Consider the following 16,373-nt stretch of genomic DNA (forward strand, 5'->3'; position numbering starts at 1 on the left):
TAATGAGTTGGTGCGAGAAGCCGTTAGAGAGTATTTGCTAAAGTTGGGGGCATCGAACCCCCAACTTTAGCAGGCTATCCATCCCCACCGTAAAAGACGGTGGGGAATTCCGCAGAATTAGTTAAAATTTAAGATTGCAGATTGCAGATTTTAAATTCAATCTGCAATTTGCAATTTTAAATTGGCAATTCCCGTTCATGCCGCTAACTCCACGGGCTTTGGCTGTTCGTGTTCGATGACAAACACGTTTGAATAAAGGTTAGCGATGATTTGTTTCCCTTGCTGCGTCAGTTCTAAATAGTGCAGCGCATCTTTGATGTAGACATAAACAACATTCCAGAAAAACTTAGCGTAATTCTGACGCAAGTCTCCGGGGTGGCGGTATCCCAAGCCTTTGTTAACGCCGGTTTCTTCAAATTCGTAGTATAAAGCACCGACTTTTTTCAGATAGCGAGGGTCGCTTAATTGACCGATGAGATCGGCGGCGCGAACTAAACCGGGATAATGTGCTGTATCTTGATGATCTTCATCTTTGGGGACGGGGAAACGGGTGAGTTCGATATTGGCTTTGATTACTTCGGCGTCGATTAATTTGTGACCGCCAAAGCGTTCGGATATAAACAGTTTGCCCCGGTCTACATGGTAAGGTGTCAGACTAGCATCGGATGCGCCAGGAGGCAGCTTTGCCATCGTGCCGTTGATGCCGGTGGCGTACAAGCCTTCTGCTTCTCGGTCTTGCCGACAAACGCCTTTAATGTATCCGATGTCGTGGCACAACAGGGAGATAATATAGTGCAACCAATCTTCGCAGGACACCCCACCTTCGCGGATATGTTTGCCCCTGAGAATTTCCTGTCCGACTAAGGTGACTAGGATAGTGTGTTCCACATTGTGATAAAGGGCGTCGCTGTTGGCAATGTTTTCCAAAGCCATGTTCCCAGCCCAGCTGAGAATGTCCGCATAGTCCGGTTTCCAGCCACCGTAGGTGCGGGTATAGCCTTCCCGCAGCTGGCTGACGAAGTGGTCGATCAGTAGTTGTGTAGGATTAAACAACATGGCGACTTCTCTTTTCAATCAACAGGGTATTTTCTCCTATGAGGCTACAGCGAGGTTGTAGCGTCACGCTAGAAATAGGTTAACTCCATAATGTGCAATTTTTGGATTTGGCTGGGTGATAGGAGGCTTTGTGGGTTGTGACCTCAGTCGCATTACAGGGATACTGGAGAAGTATCAAGCGATCGCTACCACACCTTGGCGTCGAGGATCGCCAGCACCTGTCATCAACCCATTTAAATTTGTTATCACCGTATTCACCCCCCCAAAAAACATATTTTTTTGGTTCCATAAAACCATCTCAGATCCATTGGGAAGCGTAGCATTTGTTACTTTTTCCGGTTCAAATCCAGGTTCTAAATGAAATCTTCCGTTTTCCAAGTGGACTCTAGGACTTTCTACAGCCCGATCGACGGGCATTTCAAAGTCTATCAAGTTGGAAATTACTTGCAGGATTGCGGTGCGAATTCGCTTAGACCCTCCAGAACCCAAAACAATTTCTGGCTGACCATCTTTTAATACTATTGTGGGAGACATCATCGAAGAAATCCGCCGATTAAGAGGCCAGTTATGGAATCCAGAGGGATTTAAATCCTCCTCGCCCAACATATTATTTACCATAATCCCCGTCCCCGGAATTACATATCCCGATCCTTCCCCATTAGAAGTTGTCACAGAAGCTGCATTGCCTTCGCTATCGATGACGCTAATGTGAGTTGTACTTCCCCATTTATTCACGAGTTCTGTTAATTCTCGTTCGTCAGGTTGAAAATGCTCGTTCGATAAAAACTTTCTGGCGATATCTTGTTGATAAATATAAGCGTCGTATCCGTCAGTTCTAGCTTGATTAGTTAAACGCATAACTTGAGCCATAAGTTGCAAGTGATACTCAGAACCAAATTCAATTTTGTTTAAATCAATGGTAGATATCAGCTGGAAAGCGAACGCCATGAGAGTGCCGCCGGAACTGGGAGGTGGGTTGGTGAGTAGGATGCGATCGCGATAATTTATCCCTAATGGTTCTCTTTCAATTACCCGATAGTTTTCCAAGTCTTCTAAGGTTAAATATCCTCCGTTCTCCTGACAATCTTTTACAAGTCGATGTGCTATCTCTCCTGAATAAAACTCCCGCGCACCATTTTCAACTAACTCGGTTAATGATGCCGCCAAATCTTGCATAACTACAATATCTCCAGGCTGGAGCAATTTACCATTCGGTGCATATACTTTCCGGGATTCAGGTGAAGCCATGATAATCGGTTTAAGCAGATTTAAGCAATAAGCTTGAAACTCGCTAATTTGGATGCCGTTCTTAGCATAATGTATCGCTGGTTCAGCTACTACATGAAAAGGTAATCTGCCCAGTTTTTGGTGGACGTGGAATACTCCCAAAATATTTCCCGGTACTGCCATCGAACCTAACCCAATATGAAAGCTTTGGATGGCGTCGCCAAAGTTAACATCAACTGGATAAAAATTAATATCGCCAATAGATTTTTTCTGGCGGGTTGTTTGAGTAAAGAAATCAAACAAAATATTGCGATTCTCCCCGGTATGTGCTAAAAGAAAACCGCCGCCAGCGACAGAAGTTAACATCGGTTCGGCGACAAAAGAAGCTAAAATAGCGGCAACGGCGGCATCGAAGGCATTGCCGCCATTGCGAAACATTTCGATGCCAGCTGCGGCGGTTTTGTGGTGTCCAGCTGCTACTGCACCGCGAATTTTTTGACTCATCGATAGGGTAATTGGTAGTTGATTTAGTTTAGTTTACAGGACTGACGCACGACCTTGCCATCACCTTTGTTTCGACCTGGATCTCTAGTTTCCTTGCGCAACGATTTTTCACAGAAACTTTGGTGTTTGCGTCAGTCATGGTTTACTTAAAAAATCTTTCAATTCCCCTACCAACCATTCTTTCTCTGTGTATTTGCTTAAATTTCAATCACCGTATTCATATCGACAGCTTACCCATAATTTTGGAGTTTCATATCACCTTCAGCGAAAATTTACGGTTGACAGAGACACAGGACTTACCCACGACGAGAAAAGAAACCTACTAGAAACCGGGTTTCTTTGCGTCAGAGAGCGCTACTGCCCCTAAAATCGGCAATAATGCTAAACTGCGGTTCTATCACAACGGAGGAAATGGGTGAAAGTCGCTATTATTGGCTGTGGTTATGTCGGTAAAGCTTTAGCTCAGCATTTGCCTACGTCGGATTATGTTATCACTGCTACCACGACCACACCGGGACGAGTGGCAGAATTAGAAACTGTTGCCCACCGGGTAGCGGTGCTGAAAGGGAATGATACCGAAGCTCTAACTGGGGTGATACAAAACCAAGATGCGGTAATCTTGAGTGTGGGTGCTGCCAATGCCGATGTGTACGAGGACACCTACCTGGGAACTGCCAAAGCGATGGCAACAGTATTGCCACAAGCTCCTACTGTAAAGCAGCTCATCTACACGGGAAGTTATGCTTTATACGGAGATCAAAAAGGCGAGTGGGTAGATGAAGACACACCGATTGCACCGGCAAACCAAAATGGCGAGATTATTGCCCAAACGGAACAGGTATTATTGGCAATGTCTAGTCCCACCCTCAAAGTCTGCATTTTCCGCTTGGGAGGAATTTACGGCCCAGGGCGAGAATTAATTAAAATATTCGGTCGTTCGGCGGGTATGACTCGTGCGGGGACGGGTGAAGAATTCTCCAATTGGATTCACCTGGAAGATATCGTCGGGGCGTTAACATTTGCCCTGGAAAATCCATTGCAAGGAATCTACAATTTAGTCAATAGTAACCCACTACCTAGAGGCGAGTTGATTGACCGCATCTTGGAACATCACGGTCTTTCTAAAGTTGTTTGGGATGCATCGGTTAAGAGCGCGTTACCTTATAATGCGCGGGTTTCTAATCATAAAATTAAGGCGGCGGGTTATAAATTTATCTATCCTGAAATTGTGGAATATTAACGCAAGTTGCTAGTGATAAACTTGCTAATTGCTAATGGCTAATTGCTCCAGCATTTTTCCTAACACTAGCCATTAGCCATTAGCCATTAGCTCCTGGTTTGAGATAACTAGCAACTTGAGTTATTAGCAGGCAAAAACTCCAGAATCCCGGTTTCTTAAAGAAACCGGGATTCTCATTTTAACGGACTTTAGCTATTAGCCCAGAAATCAATTTCCGGGCGGGTGATTGACTCCTTTACCAGACTAGGTTACAGACTGCGCTCGCGCAATCTGTAACCTTTGGGCAATTGATTTGCTTGGCGGAGAATGCGCTTGGGAGCTTTTCCTTCCCATAACACTTCACCCATTTTCACACCAAATTTGTCCTCTAAAGCCTCGTGCATTTCTGTTAGCACCTGTTCGGCTTCATCCCACACAGCAGCAGTATTACCATCAACTGTGGTAACGCTGTGCTTAAGATAACCATCTACGTCATAAAACACCTGTCCCGCAATGGGGACGCTGACGCTAATTCCTTTGCCCGTATTGGTAGCGGCTGCCAAAATTATCGCACTGGCGGGATGATCTGGATGTTCTTTTTGATCAAAGGTAATGTTAAAACCCATTTCCGCCAAAGTCTGTGCAATGCTATCGGCAATATAATCCCGCTTCGTTGGCAGTTTCAAGAATGGTTTGAGAACCCTGGCGATAGTCGCTTAATTGGGCAATTTCCTGTTGCACCCAACCCTGTGCAATCGCCTGTTGTGCGGCATCAATCTGCGCTGCTAATTCTGCCACAGGTGCTGCTTGCCAGCGCATCACTACCGGATCGGCCTTCAAACCCGCTAAAATCACGTGGAGGTCTGCCAATTGTCGAAAAGCCTGTGCTTGTAGGTGTCGGGAGCCTCTTTGTCCTTGTAAAATCTGACGCAGATGCTTTTGAACCAGGGCAGTTGCTTCGGTGAGAGGACGGCGGACTGCTGCTGGATCGTGGGAAGCGATCGCATCTCCCAGAGTTTGAAACACGCGCCGCACCTGTTGTCTGCGCGCCGCATCAAACTTCATCGCTTCTGCATCTGGAATTTGAGCCACTTTTCCTTCTAATTCTGCCAATTCAAACTGTTGTCGCTCGATATCTGCCCTGATTCTTTTTTCTTCATCATCCCGTCGCTTGCGTTGCCATGCTTCTGGGAATGCCAACTCAATTTTCACCAGTGCTTCTGATATTTCTAGCAGTTGGGTTTCCGACTCTGCTTGAGCAATTAGCACCTGTTGATTGGCAGCGCGATTTGGCAATGCTACCGCTTCTTGAATATAGAGATTTGCCGATTGCCAATGCATATCCCAGAGGAGCGACTTTACCCACATTTGGATTTGATCGCGCGACTCTTCCAGTTGACGAACTCGCTCAATTTCTTCAGCTACTCGCCGTCTTTCGGCTTCTATTTCTGCCCGTCGCTGACGTTCGGCTGCAATAATTTTTGGCTTCCATTCGGCAATTTCAGCTTCTGAAAATTTGGGACTGCCGCTGATAAAATTAAACTGGTAATCGGTAATAGGAAAGAATCTAAGCAATTACCAATTAGCAATTAGCAATTAGCAAGCTTGCAATTAGCCTTTTCGATTTTAACCAAGGTTAAGCTGTTGGAGCAGGCGTTGGCGAAATTCCTTAGCAGCCGCTAGAGGATTGGGATTGCGAACGCATTCAGTGAGGAGATCGATATCCAGGTTGGGTAGCAATTCACTGCGAGAAATCAGTTCATAACCGAAGGTTGCGGTAAATTGGGTGGGTGTTTCTTCGCGCAGGTGATAGAGTTTAAACTCGTTGTTCTGCCAAAACCAAACCTCTCGCGCACCTAACCGCCTAAACATATCTAGTCGATTAATCCCACCGCTGGTCACTACAACCTCGATTACCAAATCGGGAAATTCTTTATCTGTGCCGATACAGTAGCTCTCATCTGGTTCTCCTCCAGCCTTTTTTTCTGGTTTGCGAAGGGTAGTAGAACCCATTGGAAAGTATTCCGTATCGGTTTCTAGGAAATAAATCAGTAGTAAATCTCCGGTACGAGTTTTGGCGTTTTCATGACGACGACTCGGTGACACAATTTCTAGTACTCCATCTAAATAAGCAACCCGATAAGCTAAGCTGTCTCCTAAATCAGCTAACAAGGCTTCATATTGTTCCCAAGCTACACCTGTAACGATCCGTCGTTCTTCCGGATCGTCGGCTTGCAATCGTTTGGGTAAATCGTCGAGTATTACCATAAGTCAATCCAACAACACTTGATTCGATCCTAGTTGCGATCGCGCGATACAAGCATTTAGTTTGGCTAATCAACAGATTGTTACAATTAATTCTTGGGCAGGCGGGACGCCCACCCCACAAGCAACAATGACTCTTGTGGGATGGGCATCTTGCCCGTCCCCCCACCCCACAAGCAACAATGACTCTTGTGGCATGGGCATCTTGCCCGTCGCCCACCCCACAAGCAACAATGACTCTTGTGGCATGGGCATCTTGCCCGTCGCCCACCCCACAAGCAACAATGACTCTTGTGGCATGGGCATCTTGCTCATCCCCCCACCCCACAAGCAACAATGACTCTTGTGGCATGGGCATCTTGCTCATCCCCCCACCCCACAAGCAACAATGACTCTTGTGGCATGGGCATCTTGCCCGTCCAGTGCTATTTTTGCAATAGGTCTAACTTTCTTTTTCCAGCCTAATCCCTCGGCGCTGCATCCAGGCTTCAAACTCGGCGCGAAAGCCTTTTCGGGCAGGCACACCAGTAAAATAGAACGCACCAGAGACATCAATTCCGAATTCCATCCCGGCTGAGCGATCGCCCATTTCCAATTGTTGCATTAATACCTGCCGATACCGATCCGTCAGCAGCAACAACCTTTGATTGCTAGAACCCCGCCAGAGTAAGTCCTCGTGCAGAGATGCGATATAAGTTCCATCAACGAGCAAATCGATGCGATCGCACAATAACTTTTGATCTGCTGTTCCCTGTTGTTGCAATTGCTCATATCCATATCCGGTGTAGCACATTACACCCAAGTCTTTTGACTGACGAATGGTATCAATTAAACTTGCCAAAGCGGCTGCTTGCAACATCGGTTCGCCGCCAGAGAGGGTAATGCCTTCAATATCTGATTGTGCGAGAATCCAACTTGCCAATTCGGTGAGGGCAATCGCTTCTCTACCTGCTGCATCCCACGATTCCGGAACTATACAGCCAGGACAAGCAAACTCGCACCCCTGTACCCAAATTACGGACCATTTGTCAGGCCCCAATACCTTTACACGGGACTCCTAGCGGAAAATACGTAATTATTGTTTTTTTGGTATAAATCCTTGCTTAATTGCTGCGGTCGCACCTAAGTCACAGCGTTAATTATATCAAGAGCAATCGCTAGCTCAATATACCCGAAGAAATGCGATCGCTCTTGTTACTCAGCAAACATCTCAGCCAACGTCTCTAAAACAGCCTTTTGCTCATCAGAACTAATCTGACTTAGCCGCTTGACTAATCGAGTTTTATCAACAGTGCGAATTTGATCTAGTAACCCAAGTTGCTAGTTATAACTTGTGACAGCGGTAATTGCTCGCTTGCAAGCTTGCTAATGGCTAATTGCTAATTGGGTTAACAGGCTTTTGCCTTCTTGACAACTACCCATTAGCCATTAGCCATTAGCCATTACCAGTACCGCTTGATGTAACTAGCAACTTGCGTTAGTACTATTTGTCGATCCTTACCTTGAAATTGGCAAGGTAAGCGGGTGGGATAGGATTGACCCTTCGTAGTCATGGTAGCAACGATGACTGTAGCGATGTATTTGTTCATCTCATCAGGTGAGATTACCACACAAGGTCTTGTCTTCTGAATCTTGCTACCAATGGTCGGGTCAAGGTTAACTAAAAAAACATCAAAGCGTTGAACTACCATTCCCACTCCATCCGATCCCACTCCGTAGCAGTTTCATTGTCGAGCAGGATATCATCCGCTCTGCCATTAATATCATGTCCGGTCGATTACCCATAATTAGGAGTAGGGAACATTATTAACGTTATCTGTTTGTCCGAGATATCTATGATGGTTAAGTTAATTACGCATTTTTACGCAATCAACCGTATTTACACGTATAATTGTGGTAAAAGCAAAAAAGCAATCGATCCGATTTAACAGAACGGTGCCATTCGTCCCTACCTATCCCTACTTCTGGCGCTCAACATCCGGGAGGTTGGAAGCAAATTTCCTCGTTGAGACGACAGAAACCCGCCCTCAACGTTAGTAGGGGCGGGTAGTTCATATCTAATATTATTTGGACGGGCTTGGAGGGACTCGAACCCCCGACCTTGTGGTCCGTAGCCACACGCTCTAATCCACTAAGCTACAAGCCCTTGCCAGAAACTTATCATAACACACCTTTTCCGAATCATGCAAAATTTTTCCGAAAATTCTTCCTTAACCCACCTAGACTCAAGCGGGGAAGCCCGCATGGTGGACGTTTCAGCCAAACAGCCCACGTTGCGGATTGCTGTGGCGGCAGGTCAGGTGCGGATGTTACCGGAAACCTTGGCTGCAATTGAAGCAGGCAATGCCCCCAAGGGCGATGTGCTGGGAACGGCAAGGTTAGCTGGGATTATGGCAGCCAAGCAGACATCCCAGTTAATTCCCCTGTGCCATCCCTTGCCTTTGCAAAAGGTTGAAGTTCAGATCGTCCCAGATCCCCAACTGCCGGGATATCAAATTCAGGCAGAAGTTAAAACCAAGGCCGAAACGGGGGTGGAAATGGAAGCTCTGACGGCGGTTTCGGTAGCGGCGCTGACGCTTTACGATATGGCGAAAGCCTTGGAAAAGTCGATGCAGATTGAAGCAATTCGCTTGGTGAGCAAAACGGGGGGGAAATCAGGGGATTATAGCGCCATTTGAATCGAGAGGGAGAGCGGGGATTTTTCACTGTCAGGACTTACGTAAAGAAACAAAGGGCGATCCGAAAAATCCTTGGGAAAGGCAACCAGAGATCGACGGTCTCACCTTTGTTTCTAGGATCGTGGTGCGTCAGTCCTGCTGGATTTTTCCCTCCCAAACCCATTATTTTTCCGAGAAACCGGGAATCTGCCCGGACTTCAGTATATTTTCGGACTTTGGTATATTCGCCAGCTTCAGTAATTTCCCTGGTTTCAAATTGAGCCTGCTCTCCCTCTCTTTCGCTTTCCCTGTCCCTTTAACAAATCTTAGTATATTGGTTTAATTGTTTATGATCCGACCAGGGTAGGAAAAGTAGGAAAAGTAGGAAAAGTAGCTGGGGAAAAGATTAAGTTTTTGTAAAAAATTAGGAAAGATAGAAAAAATACTATATGCAGAAAAAACAGCGAAATCTTCATCCAAACTTTACAGAATACTATGGATAACTTTGCAGAAATTTTATAAAATATATAGGGAATTTAAGTAAGAATCATGAAAGAGCCAGAGCAAAAACATGGTTGTCGAGTCAGAGACAACCAGGGTGGATGCACAAGTTGGCAAGAGAATGGCTAGATATACTGACTAGCCAGACTGGAGAAATTAACAAAAATTAGAAGATAAGATTTGTGGAGGAAGACAATGAGCGATCGCACTCTTGGTTCTCAAAAACAACTCGGAAGTATGCTCACCAACGACCAATTAGAGCAGGTGATGGAAGCGATCCTGGCAGGTAAGTATTCTTGGGCTTGTTTTTTAATGTTACGCTTTGTTGGGCACGATCCCCTAAACTACCTCCCCTACCGTACTTGCAATCGGTTGATTAAAGAAAACCGCACTGGTTGTCAACCCAGCAAACATCGCACCAAAATTGAGGATCTGGACTATCTAGAGGAAGGCGACAGGTTATGTGCTTCCGCCAAAGGTGGCTTTAGATACTTAGATTTTGACCATTCATTTTTGCCATACGAATTTTAATTGGTTTTGTGGATAACCCCAGGTTGTTTGTCCAGTTATTGTTCGGTGACGCTCGGCAGATAAACGGTAAATTTAGTGTGTCCTGGTTGGCTTTCTACCGTAATTTTCCCCTGATGTTTTTCAACAATCTTTTTAACGATATTTAGCCCCATGCCGCTGCCTTCTCCTGGGGGTTTAGTTGTAAAGAATGGCTCAAATATTTTCGGCATCACCTCGCTTGTAATTCCCTTGCCGCTATCGGTGATGCCAATCTTTACCTGTTGGTTTTCCTGAATGACATCAATCGTTAAAGTGCCTCGATTGTCCATTGCTTGGATGGCATTATGAATCAGATTTGTCCAGACTTGATTGAGTTCGTCCCGATAGCAGAATATCGCGGGAATTTCCCTGTAGTTGCGAATCACTTCAACCCCCTGTTTAAGTTGGTTATGATACAGAGTTAAAACTGTTTCAATTCCTTCGGTTACCTGAGTCTGAACCATTGCACCAGAATGGTCGTAACGGGCATAGGTTTTCAAGGCAAACACGACTCTAGAAGCACGTTCTATTGCGGTGTTGATGATTTGCGTACTGGCTTTGACGCTGGCTAGTTTATACGCGGTTTGTAAAATATTTTCGCCTTCTGGATCTTTCAATAAAGGTAAAAATTGTTCCAGATTATCGAAAATGCCCAGCTCGGCTAAGGTATCGGCAATCAAGTCGGCATTGGCAATTTCCTCGGCTTCCAGTTGCTGTCGCAAGCGCCGTTTAAATTGGCGCTTCTCTTTAGTTGACAAGTTTTTTTCTTGATTTGAATTTTGGATTAAAGCCAAAATATCTGACTGACGCTCTGGGGAGATTTGGGGTAAGGTTTCTAAAGTTTTTCCTAAGAATTGGTCAATATTTCTCACAGAAGAACGAATGGCTCCCAGGGGAGTATTAATTTCATGGGCTATTCCGGCAACGAGTTGTCCCAAGGCAGCCATTTTTTCCGCTTGAATTAGTTCTTCTTGGGCGGTTTTGAGTTGTTGGAGGGCGTTGGTTAATTCTTCATTTTTTTGGCGCAGTGCTGACTCGGCGGAGATGCGTTCGCGCAGCGCAGCTTGCTGTTCGCTGATATCCCGCGCCACTAAAATCGCGGTTTGCTCGGAAAGGGGAGAAATCGTTTCTGCTAGCCAAACCTCCTTTCCTCCAATTGGCAAGCAATATTCAATCGCGACGGTTTTTTGACTCAGCAATGCCTTTTTGATACTCTTAAGAATCAGATCGGCTTGTTGGCGCGGCAGGTCGTCGTGCAGTCTTCTGCCAATCATCGCTGCTGGCGGTTTATATAAATTCGTCGTATTGGTTGGGATGACATTGAGACACCGTCCGGAAAAGTCCCGAACTGTTACCAAATCTGTCATAGCAGCAAACAGTGCTTTCATTTCTGCTTGCACTTTCTTCTGTTGCAACACCGTTCCCAACTTGGCAATGACGGCGCTGACTAACTCGCTCAATTGCTTATCTTCTGCACTAGCTTCTAGGGTAAAAAATACCAGCACGGCTAATACTGGAGATTGGGTAATTGGTAATGGGTAATTGGTAATGGGTAATTGCTCTGAAGCTGCTCTGGTCCAGTTTGGAGTTTCTAATCCCCAGTCGCCTGTTGCCAAGATGGGTACGCCAAATCCTGCTTTTAAGCTGGCTTCTTCCGCTAGTTCCAATCGGGAAAAAGTATCTTCCACTGCGGTTAAATCTGCCAACCATTGGGATTGTTGGTTTAACCAAACTTGCCCGGGTATGCCTTCCCCTGGGAGGATAGTGAGAACGGCGCTGTAGTCTCGAAAACGGGCGATCGCATCCTCAACTGTCGGGTCAATCCCTTTGGATTGATAATACCAACAATGGCTGCTTTGCAGTGCTGACCCATCGGCGGTGGGTTCCCAAGCTTCGCCATATTTCCAACCTGTGGTTTCGCATATCCGCTGCAAAGTTACTTGCAGTGCGCTATCAAAATCAGGAACAGCGTTAATTGCCTGAGTTAGATTTAAGACCAGTTGGTTTTGCGCTTCGGTTTGCTTGCGATCGCTGATATCCTGATGTGACCCCACCATCCGCACGGGTTTGCCAGTTTCGTCCCATTGCGCTTGTCCCCGCGCCAAAATCCACTTGTAACTGCCATCTTTGCAGCGTTGGCGATACTCGGCGATGTATTGCGGCGTTTTTCCCTCTAGGTGTGCTTGCAGCTTGGCGACAGTCGGAGCGAGATCTTCTGGATGCAGCGACTTGTACCAGCTGTTGTAATCTGTGACAATTTCCCCTTCTGCGTAACCCAATATTTCGGTTAAACGAGGCGAAGTAAATGCTTCCCCGGTGATATTATTCCAGTCATAGATGCCTTCCCCCGTAGCGCGTACAATGAGTTGCCAGCGTTCTTGACTTTGACGCAATGCGGCTTCTGTTTGTTTGCGTTCGCTGGCTTCAACTGCTAAAGATACCAAATCCGCGAGACTGCGGGCAAAATTTTGGTCTTCCGCCGTCCAATGACGCGCATCTCCTATATGTTCCAAACAGATAACGCCGGCGGTTTGTCCCCTTAACCTGATGGGTATATCCAACATCGAGACTATGCCCAAGGGAATCAAGTAAGATGGGGCAAATTCAACCGTTCTGGGATCGGTGCTAGCATTGTCTGCGGCGATCGCTTCGTCTTGCTGCAATGCTTGAAAATAAGCCGGATAGTCTACTGCTGCTAGTTCTGCACCTTCGCTGTGTTGGTTGCGACCTTTCTCAAATAAATCAAGGCACTTAATTTTAGTCTTCGTTTCATCCAACAACCACACGCTGGCTCTTTCTACCCCAATGTTATCAGCGCTGGCTTCTGTAATTTCTGTTAAAGCTGCTTTTAAATCCCCTTGATGTACGGCTGGACTTTTGGCCAATCGGGTCAAAACTAAGTTATGGTTGCGTAACTTTGTGGCGCTTTCCCGCAACGCTGCCTCTACCTGCTGCAATTCCCGCGACTGTTGCTCGATCAGCCAATTTTGCTGAATTCCTTGGCTCACCTCAGCCAGCAGGCTAATAATCAATTCTGATTTATCAAAATTCAATTCTTCTACCCCCATCCAAGGCAGGGGTTTAATTGCTTTTTCGCTGCTATAAACAATCTCAAATTGTTTGTTTGGTAAAATCTTTCCGATGCGGCAGTGCTTTTGAATGTGGTGATTTGCTTCTATTTTAATTAATCCCCCCGGAGCCGCGAAACTTTGACCATAGGCTGCTTGCCGCACCCGATCCGTGTCAAACGATTCGGCGGCTTCTACGGCTTGTTTCCACAGGTAAACTTGGCTATAAGCTGCCTCAATCGGGTCGGAGGTGACGCGAAGATCGCCGTAACAAGCGCGAAAATTCTGGACAAATCTGTTATTTTCCGGTGTATCGATACTTTGAAAGTAACTCCAACTCGCGTAGTGACCAACTGCTGCATCTCCTATTTCCTGTAATTCGGCTTCTGCTACGCTGACAGCTAGGATGGGAATTTCACTAGGAGTAATACCTGCATCTCGGTACTGGCGATAAAAAGATTGGTTGCTATCGCCATTGAGGGTATTAAACACAACATCGGGGCGTAGGTGGCGAATGCGGGCAATTATATCGCTAAAATCAGTTTCCCCTAACTTGACGTATTCTTCCCCTACTACTTGACCCCCAAGTTGTTTCAGTTGCGCGGCGATCAGTTTGTTCGCGGTGCGGGGAAATACGTAGTCGGAACCAATCAGATAAAATCTCTTACCTTTGTTTTCTACTAGCCAAGTCACCGCCGGTTCGACTTGTTGATTGGGACAAGACCCGGTATAAAAGATGTTGGGCGAGGTTTCCAGTCCTTCATACTGTACGGGATACCACAGCAGCGCGTTGCATTCTTCAAATATGGGTTTGACAGCTTTGCGGCTAGCGGAAGTCCAACAGCCGAAGGCGGTGGCGACTCGTTCGACTTGCAGCAGCCAGCGCGCTTGGCGTTCAAATTCTGCCGGGTTGGATCTCCCATCTACGACAACGGGTTCGATTGGTTGACCGAGAACGCCGCCTGCTTGATTGATTTGAGCGCAAGCCATCAGTGCTGCATCGATCAACGGCTTCTCGCTCAGCGCCATTGTGCCGCTAGTGGAATGCATTATCCCAACTCGTACTCTCGACCCAGAAGGTTGGTTCAAACACGACATAATTAGAACCCAAGCTTATGCTTATATTGATAACTCAAATTTCTGCCGAGATGTTTTTCCCAAATATTTTAATCGCTGCCCATCTATGTTAACAAACTTTAAATTTATTTATCCCTCTCAAAATTTCGCGATAACGCGACAGAAACCCGACAGGCTGTGACATTCCTTTCGATAAAAAAGTAGGAAAAGTAGGTTTTTTTGATTAGTTAGTAAGGGAAGATCGCCAAAGCGCTGTTGATTTATCGGTTAAATCCAGGGTTTTTGCCAAGCTGAGATATTGCACCTAAAACAGGTGGGACCCGACGCCCATGCCACAAGAAAAATATATCTTTTGTGGGGTGGGCGACGGGCGGGACGCCCATGGCACAAGAGACGCCCATGCCACAAGAAAAATATATCTTTTGTGGGGTGGGCGACGGGCGGGACGCCCATGCCACAAGAAAAATATATCTCTTGTGGGGTGGGCGTCCCGCCCGCCCAGTGCATTGGTGCAAGATCTGAGACAGCTTTTGCGATCGCCCATACATTAGCCTTGTTCTGACACCAGACGCACTCGCTCACGCCCAAATTCTCCTTTGGGGGGTTCTTCTACGGAATATGCTCGTACTACCATCGATGAGAACAGAAAAAGCAGGAAAAGTAGGAAAGGTAGGAAAAGTAGCAAAAGTAGGAAAGGTAGGAAAAGTATGTCACATAAAACTGCTGTAACGATAAAATAGGCCATATAGAAGAAGAAGATTGCCTGTGTAAACCTCCCTTAGTTACAAAATGAACATTGATAAAGCTTTGGAAACTGTGGAACAAGTTATTCTATCGCGCGAACTCAGCCCGATTGAACGATTAATTCTGCGCCAGTCTTGGGTGGGAAGAACTTACACTGAGATGTCAGAAGAGTCCGGGTATGGAAGTACCTACATCAAAGAAATTGGTTCCCAGCTATGGAACGATCTTTCAACGGCTCTTGGGGCAAGAGTGACGAAAAAAAATTTACATTTAGTATTAAGTCAGTATTCAGAAAAAACCGGATTAAATTCATACAATGATGAAGGACGGTTATACTTAGAAGACTGGGTGGGAGAGAGTAATTCTCCAGAGTTAGCCAATCAGATAGAGATGGAATATCCCAGTAGTCCTGTACCGCTAAATTCCCCACTTTATATCAATCGCCCGCCGATTGAAGAACTCGCCTACAAGGAAATTACCAAACCTGGATGCGTCATCCGCATCAAAGCACCCAGCAAGATGGGAAAAAGCTCGCTCCTGAGTAGAATTCTGGCTGACGCCACGAATAAATCTTACAAAGTTGTCTCGATAGATTTTCAAGAAGCAGACGCAGCGGTTTTTTCAACCCTCGATAGATTTTTGCGCTGGTTCTGCGTCAATGTCAGCAGACAATTGCAGCTTTCCCCCCGATTGGATGATTATTGGGACGAGGATATGGGCAGCAAGGTCAGCTGCAAAATTTACTTCGAGGCGTATTTGTTAGAGTCTGTCGCAGGTACCCTAGTTTTATCATTGAATGAAGTCAATCGAGTTTTCGAGCATCCCAAGATTGCCCAAGACTTTCTGCCGATGTTGCGATTTTGGCACGAATTGGCTCAGCAAGCTGAAACTTGGCAAAGACTGCGATTGGTACTCGTTCACTCGACGGAAGTCTATATTCAGCTAAAATTGACCCAATCTCCTTTTAATGTGGGATTATCCCTGAGACTGCCCCAGTTTACCACCTTCCAGGTGCAGGATTTGGCAGACCGCTATGGACTAGATTGGACAGAGGAAGAAACAGAACAACTGATGGCTATGGTGGGGGGACATCCTTATTTAGTCAATCTCGCGTTTTATCACTTGAGGAGAGAAAAAGTAACTTTAGAAGAGTTATTGCGAACGGCACCCACCCAAGCAGGGATTTACAGTCACCATTTGCGGGGTCATTGGGCGATACTGCGAGAAGATCGGGAATTGGCAGATTCGCTGCAACGGGCAATCGCTGCCAATGGGAGCGTACAATTAGATGCGATCGCTGCCTATAAGTTAGAAAGCATGGGGTTAGTCCGACTAGAAGGAAATCTGGCTCGCGTTAGCTGCGAGTTGTATCGTCTTTATTTCCGCCAACAGATAGAAAAGGAAAATAAAATCGATCTTCCCCTATACCAACCTTGTTCTCACTAAGTTTGAAATTAGAGCAAATGTAACAGGCTCGGTAAAATAAGCTAAGTACCTAAGACGCTC

Annotated in this window: 14 protein-coding genes, 1 tRNA gene and 1 pseudogene; 5 read left to right on the forward strand and 11 right to left on the reverse strand. The window is 46.0% G+C overall.

Features of this window, described 5'->3' with window-relative positions:
• Positions 1 to 195: 195 nt before the first annotated feature.
• Positions 196 to 1,053, reverse strand: a complete 858-nt coding sequence (locus MiSe_RS27300; protein WP_226586484.1) for an Npun_R2479 family HD domain-containing metalloprotein — start codon at positions 1,051 to 1,053, stop codon at positions 196 to 198.
• Between the two features lie 177 nt (positions 1,054 to 1,230).
• Positions 1,231 to 2,787: a gamma-glutamyltransferase gene (gene ggt, locus MiSe_RS27305; RefSeq protein WP_226586402.1), complete on the reverse strand. Its 1,557-nt coding sequence runs from the start codon at positions 2,785 to 2,787 to the stop codon at positions 1,231 to 1,233.
• 415 nt (positions 2,788 to 3,202) lie between these two features.
• Between ggt and MiSe_RS27310 the strand changes: the two genes are divergently transcribed.
• Positions 3,203 to 4,027: an SDR family oxidoreductase gene (locus MiSe_RS27310; RefSeq protein WP_226586403.1), complete on the forward strand. Its 825-nt coding sequence runs from the start codon at positions 3,203 to 3,205 to the stop codon at positions 4,025 to 4,027.
• Positions 4,028 to 4,275: 248 nt separating this feature from the next.
• Here MiSe_RS27310 and MiSe_RS27315 read toward each other — a convergent pair whose 3' ends face one another.
• From MiSe_RS27315 to MiSe_RS27350, 8 genes and pseudogenes are all read right to left on the reverse strand, one after another.
• Complete coding sequence (locus tag MiSe_RS27315; protein WP_226586405.1) at positions 4,276 to 4,692, reverse strand: hypothetical protein; 417 nt, start codon at positions 4,690 to 4,692, stop codon at positions 4,276 to 4,278.
• Positions 4,655 to 5,581 (reverse strand): coiled-coil domain-containing protein, encoded by a 927-nt coding sequence (locus tag MiSe_RS27320; protein ID WP_226586406.1) that lies wholly within the window; start codon positions 5,579 to 5,581, stop codon positions 4,655 to 4,657. Before MiSe_RS27320 ends, MiSe_RS27315 begins: the two co-directional genes overlap by 38 nt.
• Before the next feature lie 51 nt (positions 5,582 to 5,632).
• Positions 5,633 to 6,274 carry a Uma2 family endonuclease gene (locus MiSe_RS27325; RefSeq protein ID WP_226586408.1) on the reverse strand — a complete coding sequence of 214 codons (642 nt, stop codon included), beginning with the start codon at positions 6,272 to 6,274 and terminating at the stop codon, positions 5,633 to 5,635.
• A gap of 69 nt (positions 6,275 to 6,343) precedes the next feature.
• Entirely contained in the window at positions 6,344 to 6,571 is a 228-nt protein-coding gene (locus MiSe_RS27330; protein WP_226586409.1) for a hypothetical protein, read from the reverse strand.
• A 142-nt stretch (positions 6,572 to 6,713) separates the two neighbouring features.
• Complete coding sequence (locus tag MiSe_RS27335; protein ID WP_226586410.1) at positions 6,714 to 7,310, reverse strand: 4Fe-4S single cluster domain-containing protein; 597 nt, start codon at positions 7,308 to 7,310, stop codon at positions 6,714 to 6,716.
• A 155-nt stretch (positions 7,311 to 7,465) separates the two neighbouring features.
• Positions 7,466 to 7,570: a putative type II toxin-antitoxin system PemK/MazF family toxin gene (locus tag MiSe_RS27340; protein WP_226586487.1), complete on the reverse strand. Its 105-nt coding sequence runs from the start codon at positions 7,568 to 7,570 to the stop codon at positions 7,466 to 7,468.
• A gap of 155 nt (positions 7,571 to 7,725) precedes the next feature.
• Positions 7,726 to 7,962: pseudogene (locus MiSe_RS27345) on the reverse strand (type II toxin-antitoxin system PemK/MazF family toxin); the annotation flags it as partial.
• A 381-nt stretch (positions 7,963 to 8,343) separates the two neighbouring features.
• Positions 8,344 to 8,417 (reverse strand) — tRNA-Arg (locus MiSe_RS27350).
• Between the two features lie 37 nt (positions 8,418 to 8,454).
• Here MiSe_RS27350 and moaC point away from each other — a divergent pair.
• Both moaC and MiSe_RS27360 read left to right on the forward strand, forming a co-directional pair.
• Positions 8,455 to 8,949 carry a cyclic pyranopterin monophosphate synthase MoaC gene (gene moaC / locus MiSe_RS27355; RefSeq protein WP_226586412.1) on the forward strand — a complete coding sequence of 165 codons (495 nt, stop codon included), beginning with the start codon at positions 8,455 to 8,457 and terminating at the stop codon, positions 8,947 to 8,949.
• Positions 8,950 to 9,624: 675 nt separating this feature from the next.
• Positions 9,625 to 9,960, forward strand: a complete 336-nt coding sequence (locus MiSe_RS27360) for a HetP family heterocyst commitment protein (protein WP_226586414.1) — start codon at positions 9,625 to 9,627, stop codon at positions 9,958 to 9,960.
• A 35-nt stretch (positions 9,961 to 9,995) separates the two neighbouring features.
• On the opposite strand, the gene urtA is transcribed toward MiSe_RS27360, so the two are convergent.
• Positions 9,996 to 14,144, reverse strand: coding sequence for an urea ABC transporter substrate-binding protein (gene urtA / locus MiSe_RS27365; RefSeq protein ID WP_226586416.1), 4,149 nt, complete (start codon positions 14,142 to 14,144; stop codon positions 9,996 to 9,998).
• A 277-nt stretch (positions 14,145 to 14,421) separates the two neighbouring features.
• Here urtA and MiSe_RS27370 point away from each other — a divergent pair, with 277 nt between their 5' ends.
• Together MiSe_RS27370 and MiSe_RS27375 are read left to right on the forward strand one after the other, a co-directional pair.
• Positions 14,422 to 14,685, forward strand: a complete 264-nt coding sequence (locus MiSe_RS27370) for a hypothetical protein (protein ID WP_226586418.1) — start codon at positions 14,422 to 14,424, stop codon at positions 14,683 to 14,685.
• 227 nt (positions 14,686 to 14,912) lie between these two features.
• The gene (locus MiSe_RS27375) at positions 14,913 to 16,313 is read left to right on the forward strand and encodes an AAA-like domain-containing protein (protein WP_226586424.1); all 1,401 of its coding nucleotides are present in this window, start codon (positions 14,913 to 14,915) and stop codon (positions 16,311 to 16,313) included.
• Positions 16,314 to 16,373 lie beyond the last annotated feature (60 nt).

The organism is Microseira wollei NIES-4236, from assembly GCF_020521235.1.
Classification (GTDB): Bacteria; Cyanobacteriota; Cyanobacteriia; order Cyanobacteriales; family Aerosakkonemataceae; genus Microseira; species Microseira wollei.

Bases quoted from the DNA above. Each gene is read 5' to 3' on its own strand.
- MiSe_RS27360 (WP_226586414.1), top strand. From the start codon at position 9,625: ATGAGCGATCGCACTCTTGGTTCTCAAAAACAACTCGGAAGTATGCTC.
- ggt (WP_226586402.1), bottom strand. From the start codon at position 2,787: ATGAGTCAAAAAATTCGCGGTGCAGTAGCAGCTGGACACCACAAAACC.
- MiSe_RS27325 (WP_226586408.1), bottom strand. From the start codon at position 6,274: ATGGTAATACTCGACGATTTACCCAAACGATTGCAAGCCGACGATCCG.
- urtA (WP_226586416.1), bottom strand. From the start codon at position 14,144: ATGTCGTGTTTGAACCAACCTTCTGGGTCGAGAGTACGAGTTGGGATA.
- MiSe_RS27330 (WP_226586409.1), bottom strand. From the start codon at position 6,571: ATGCCACAAGAGTCATTGTTGCTTGTGGGGTGGGCGACGGGCAAGATG.
- MiSe_RS27375 (WP_226586424.1), top strand. From the start codon at position 14,913: ATGAACATTGATAAAGCTTTGGAAACTGTGGAACAAGTTATTCTATCG.
- moaC (WP_226586412.1), top strand. From the start codon at position 8,455: ATGCAAAATTTTTCCGAAAATTCTTCCTTAACCCACCTAGACTCAAGC.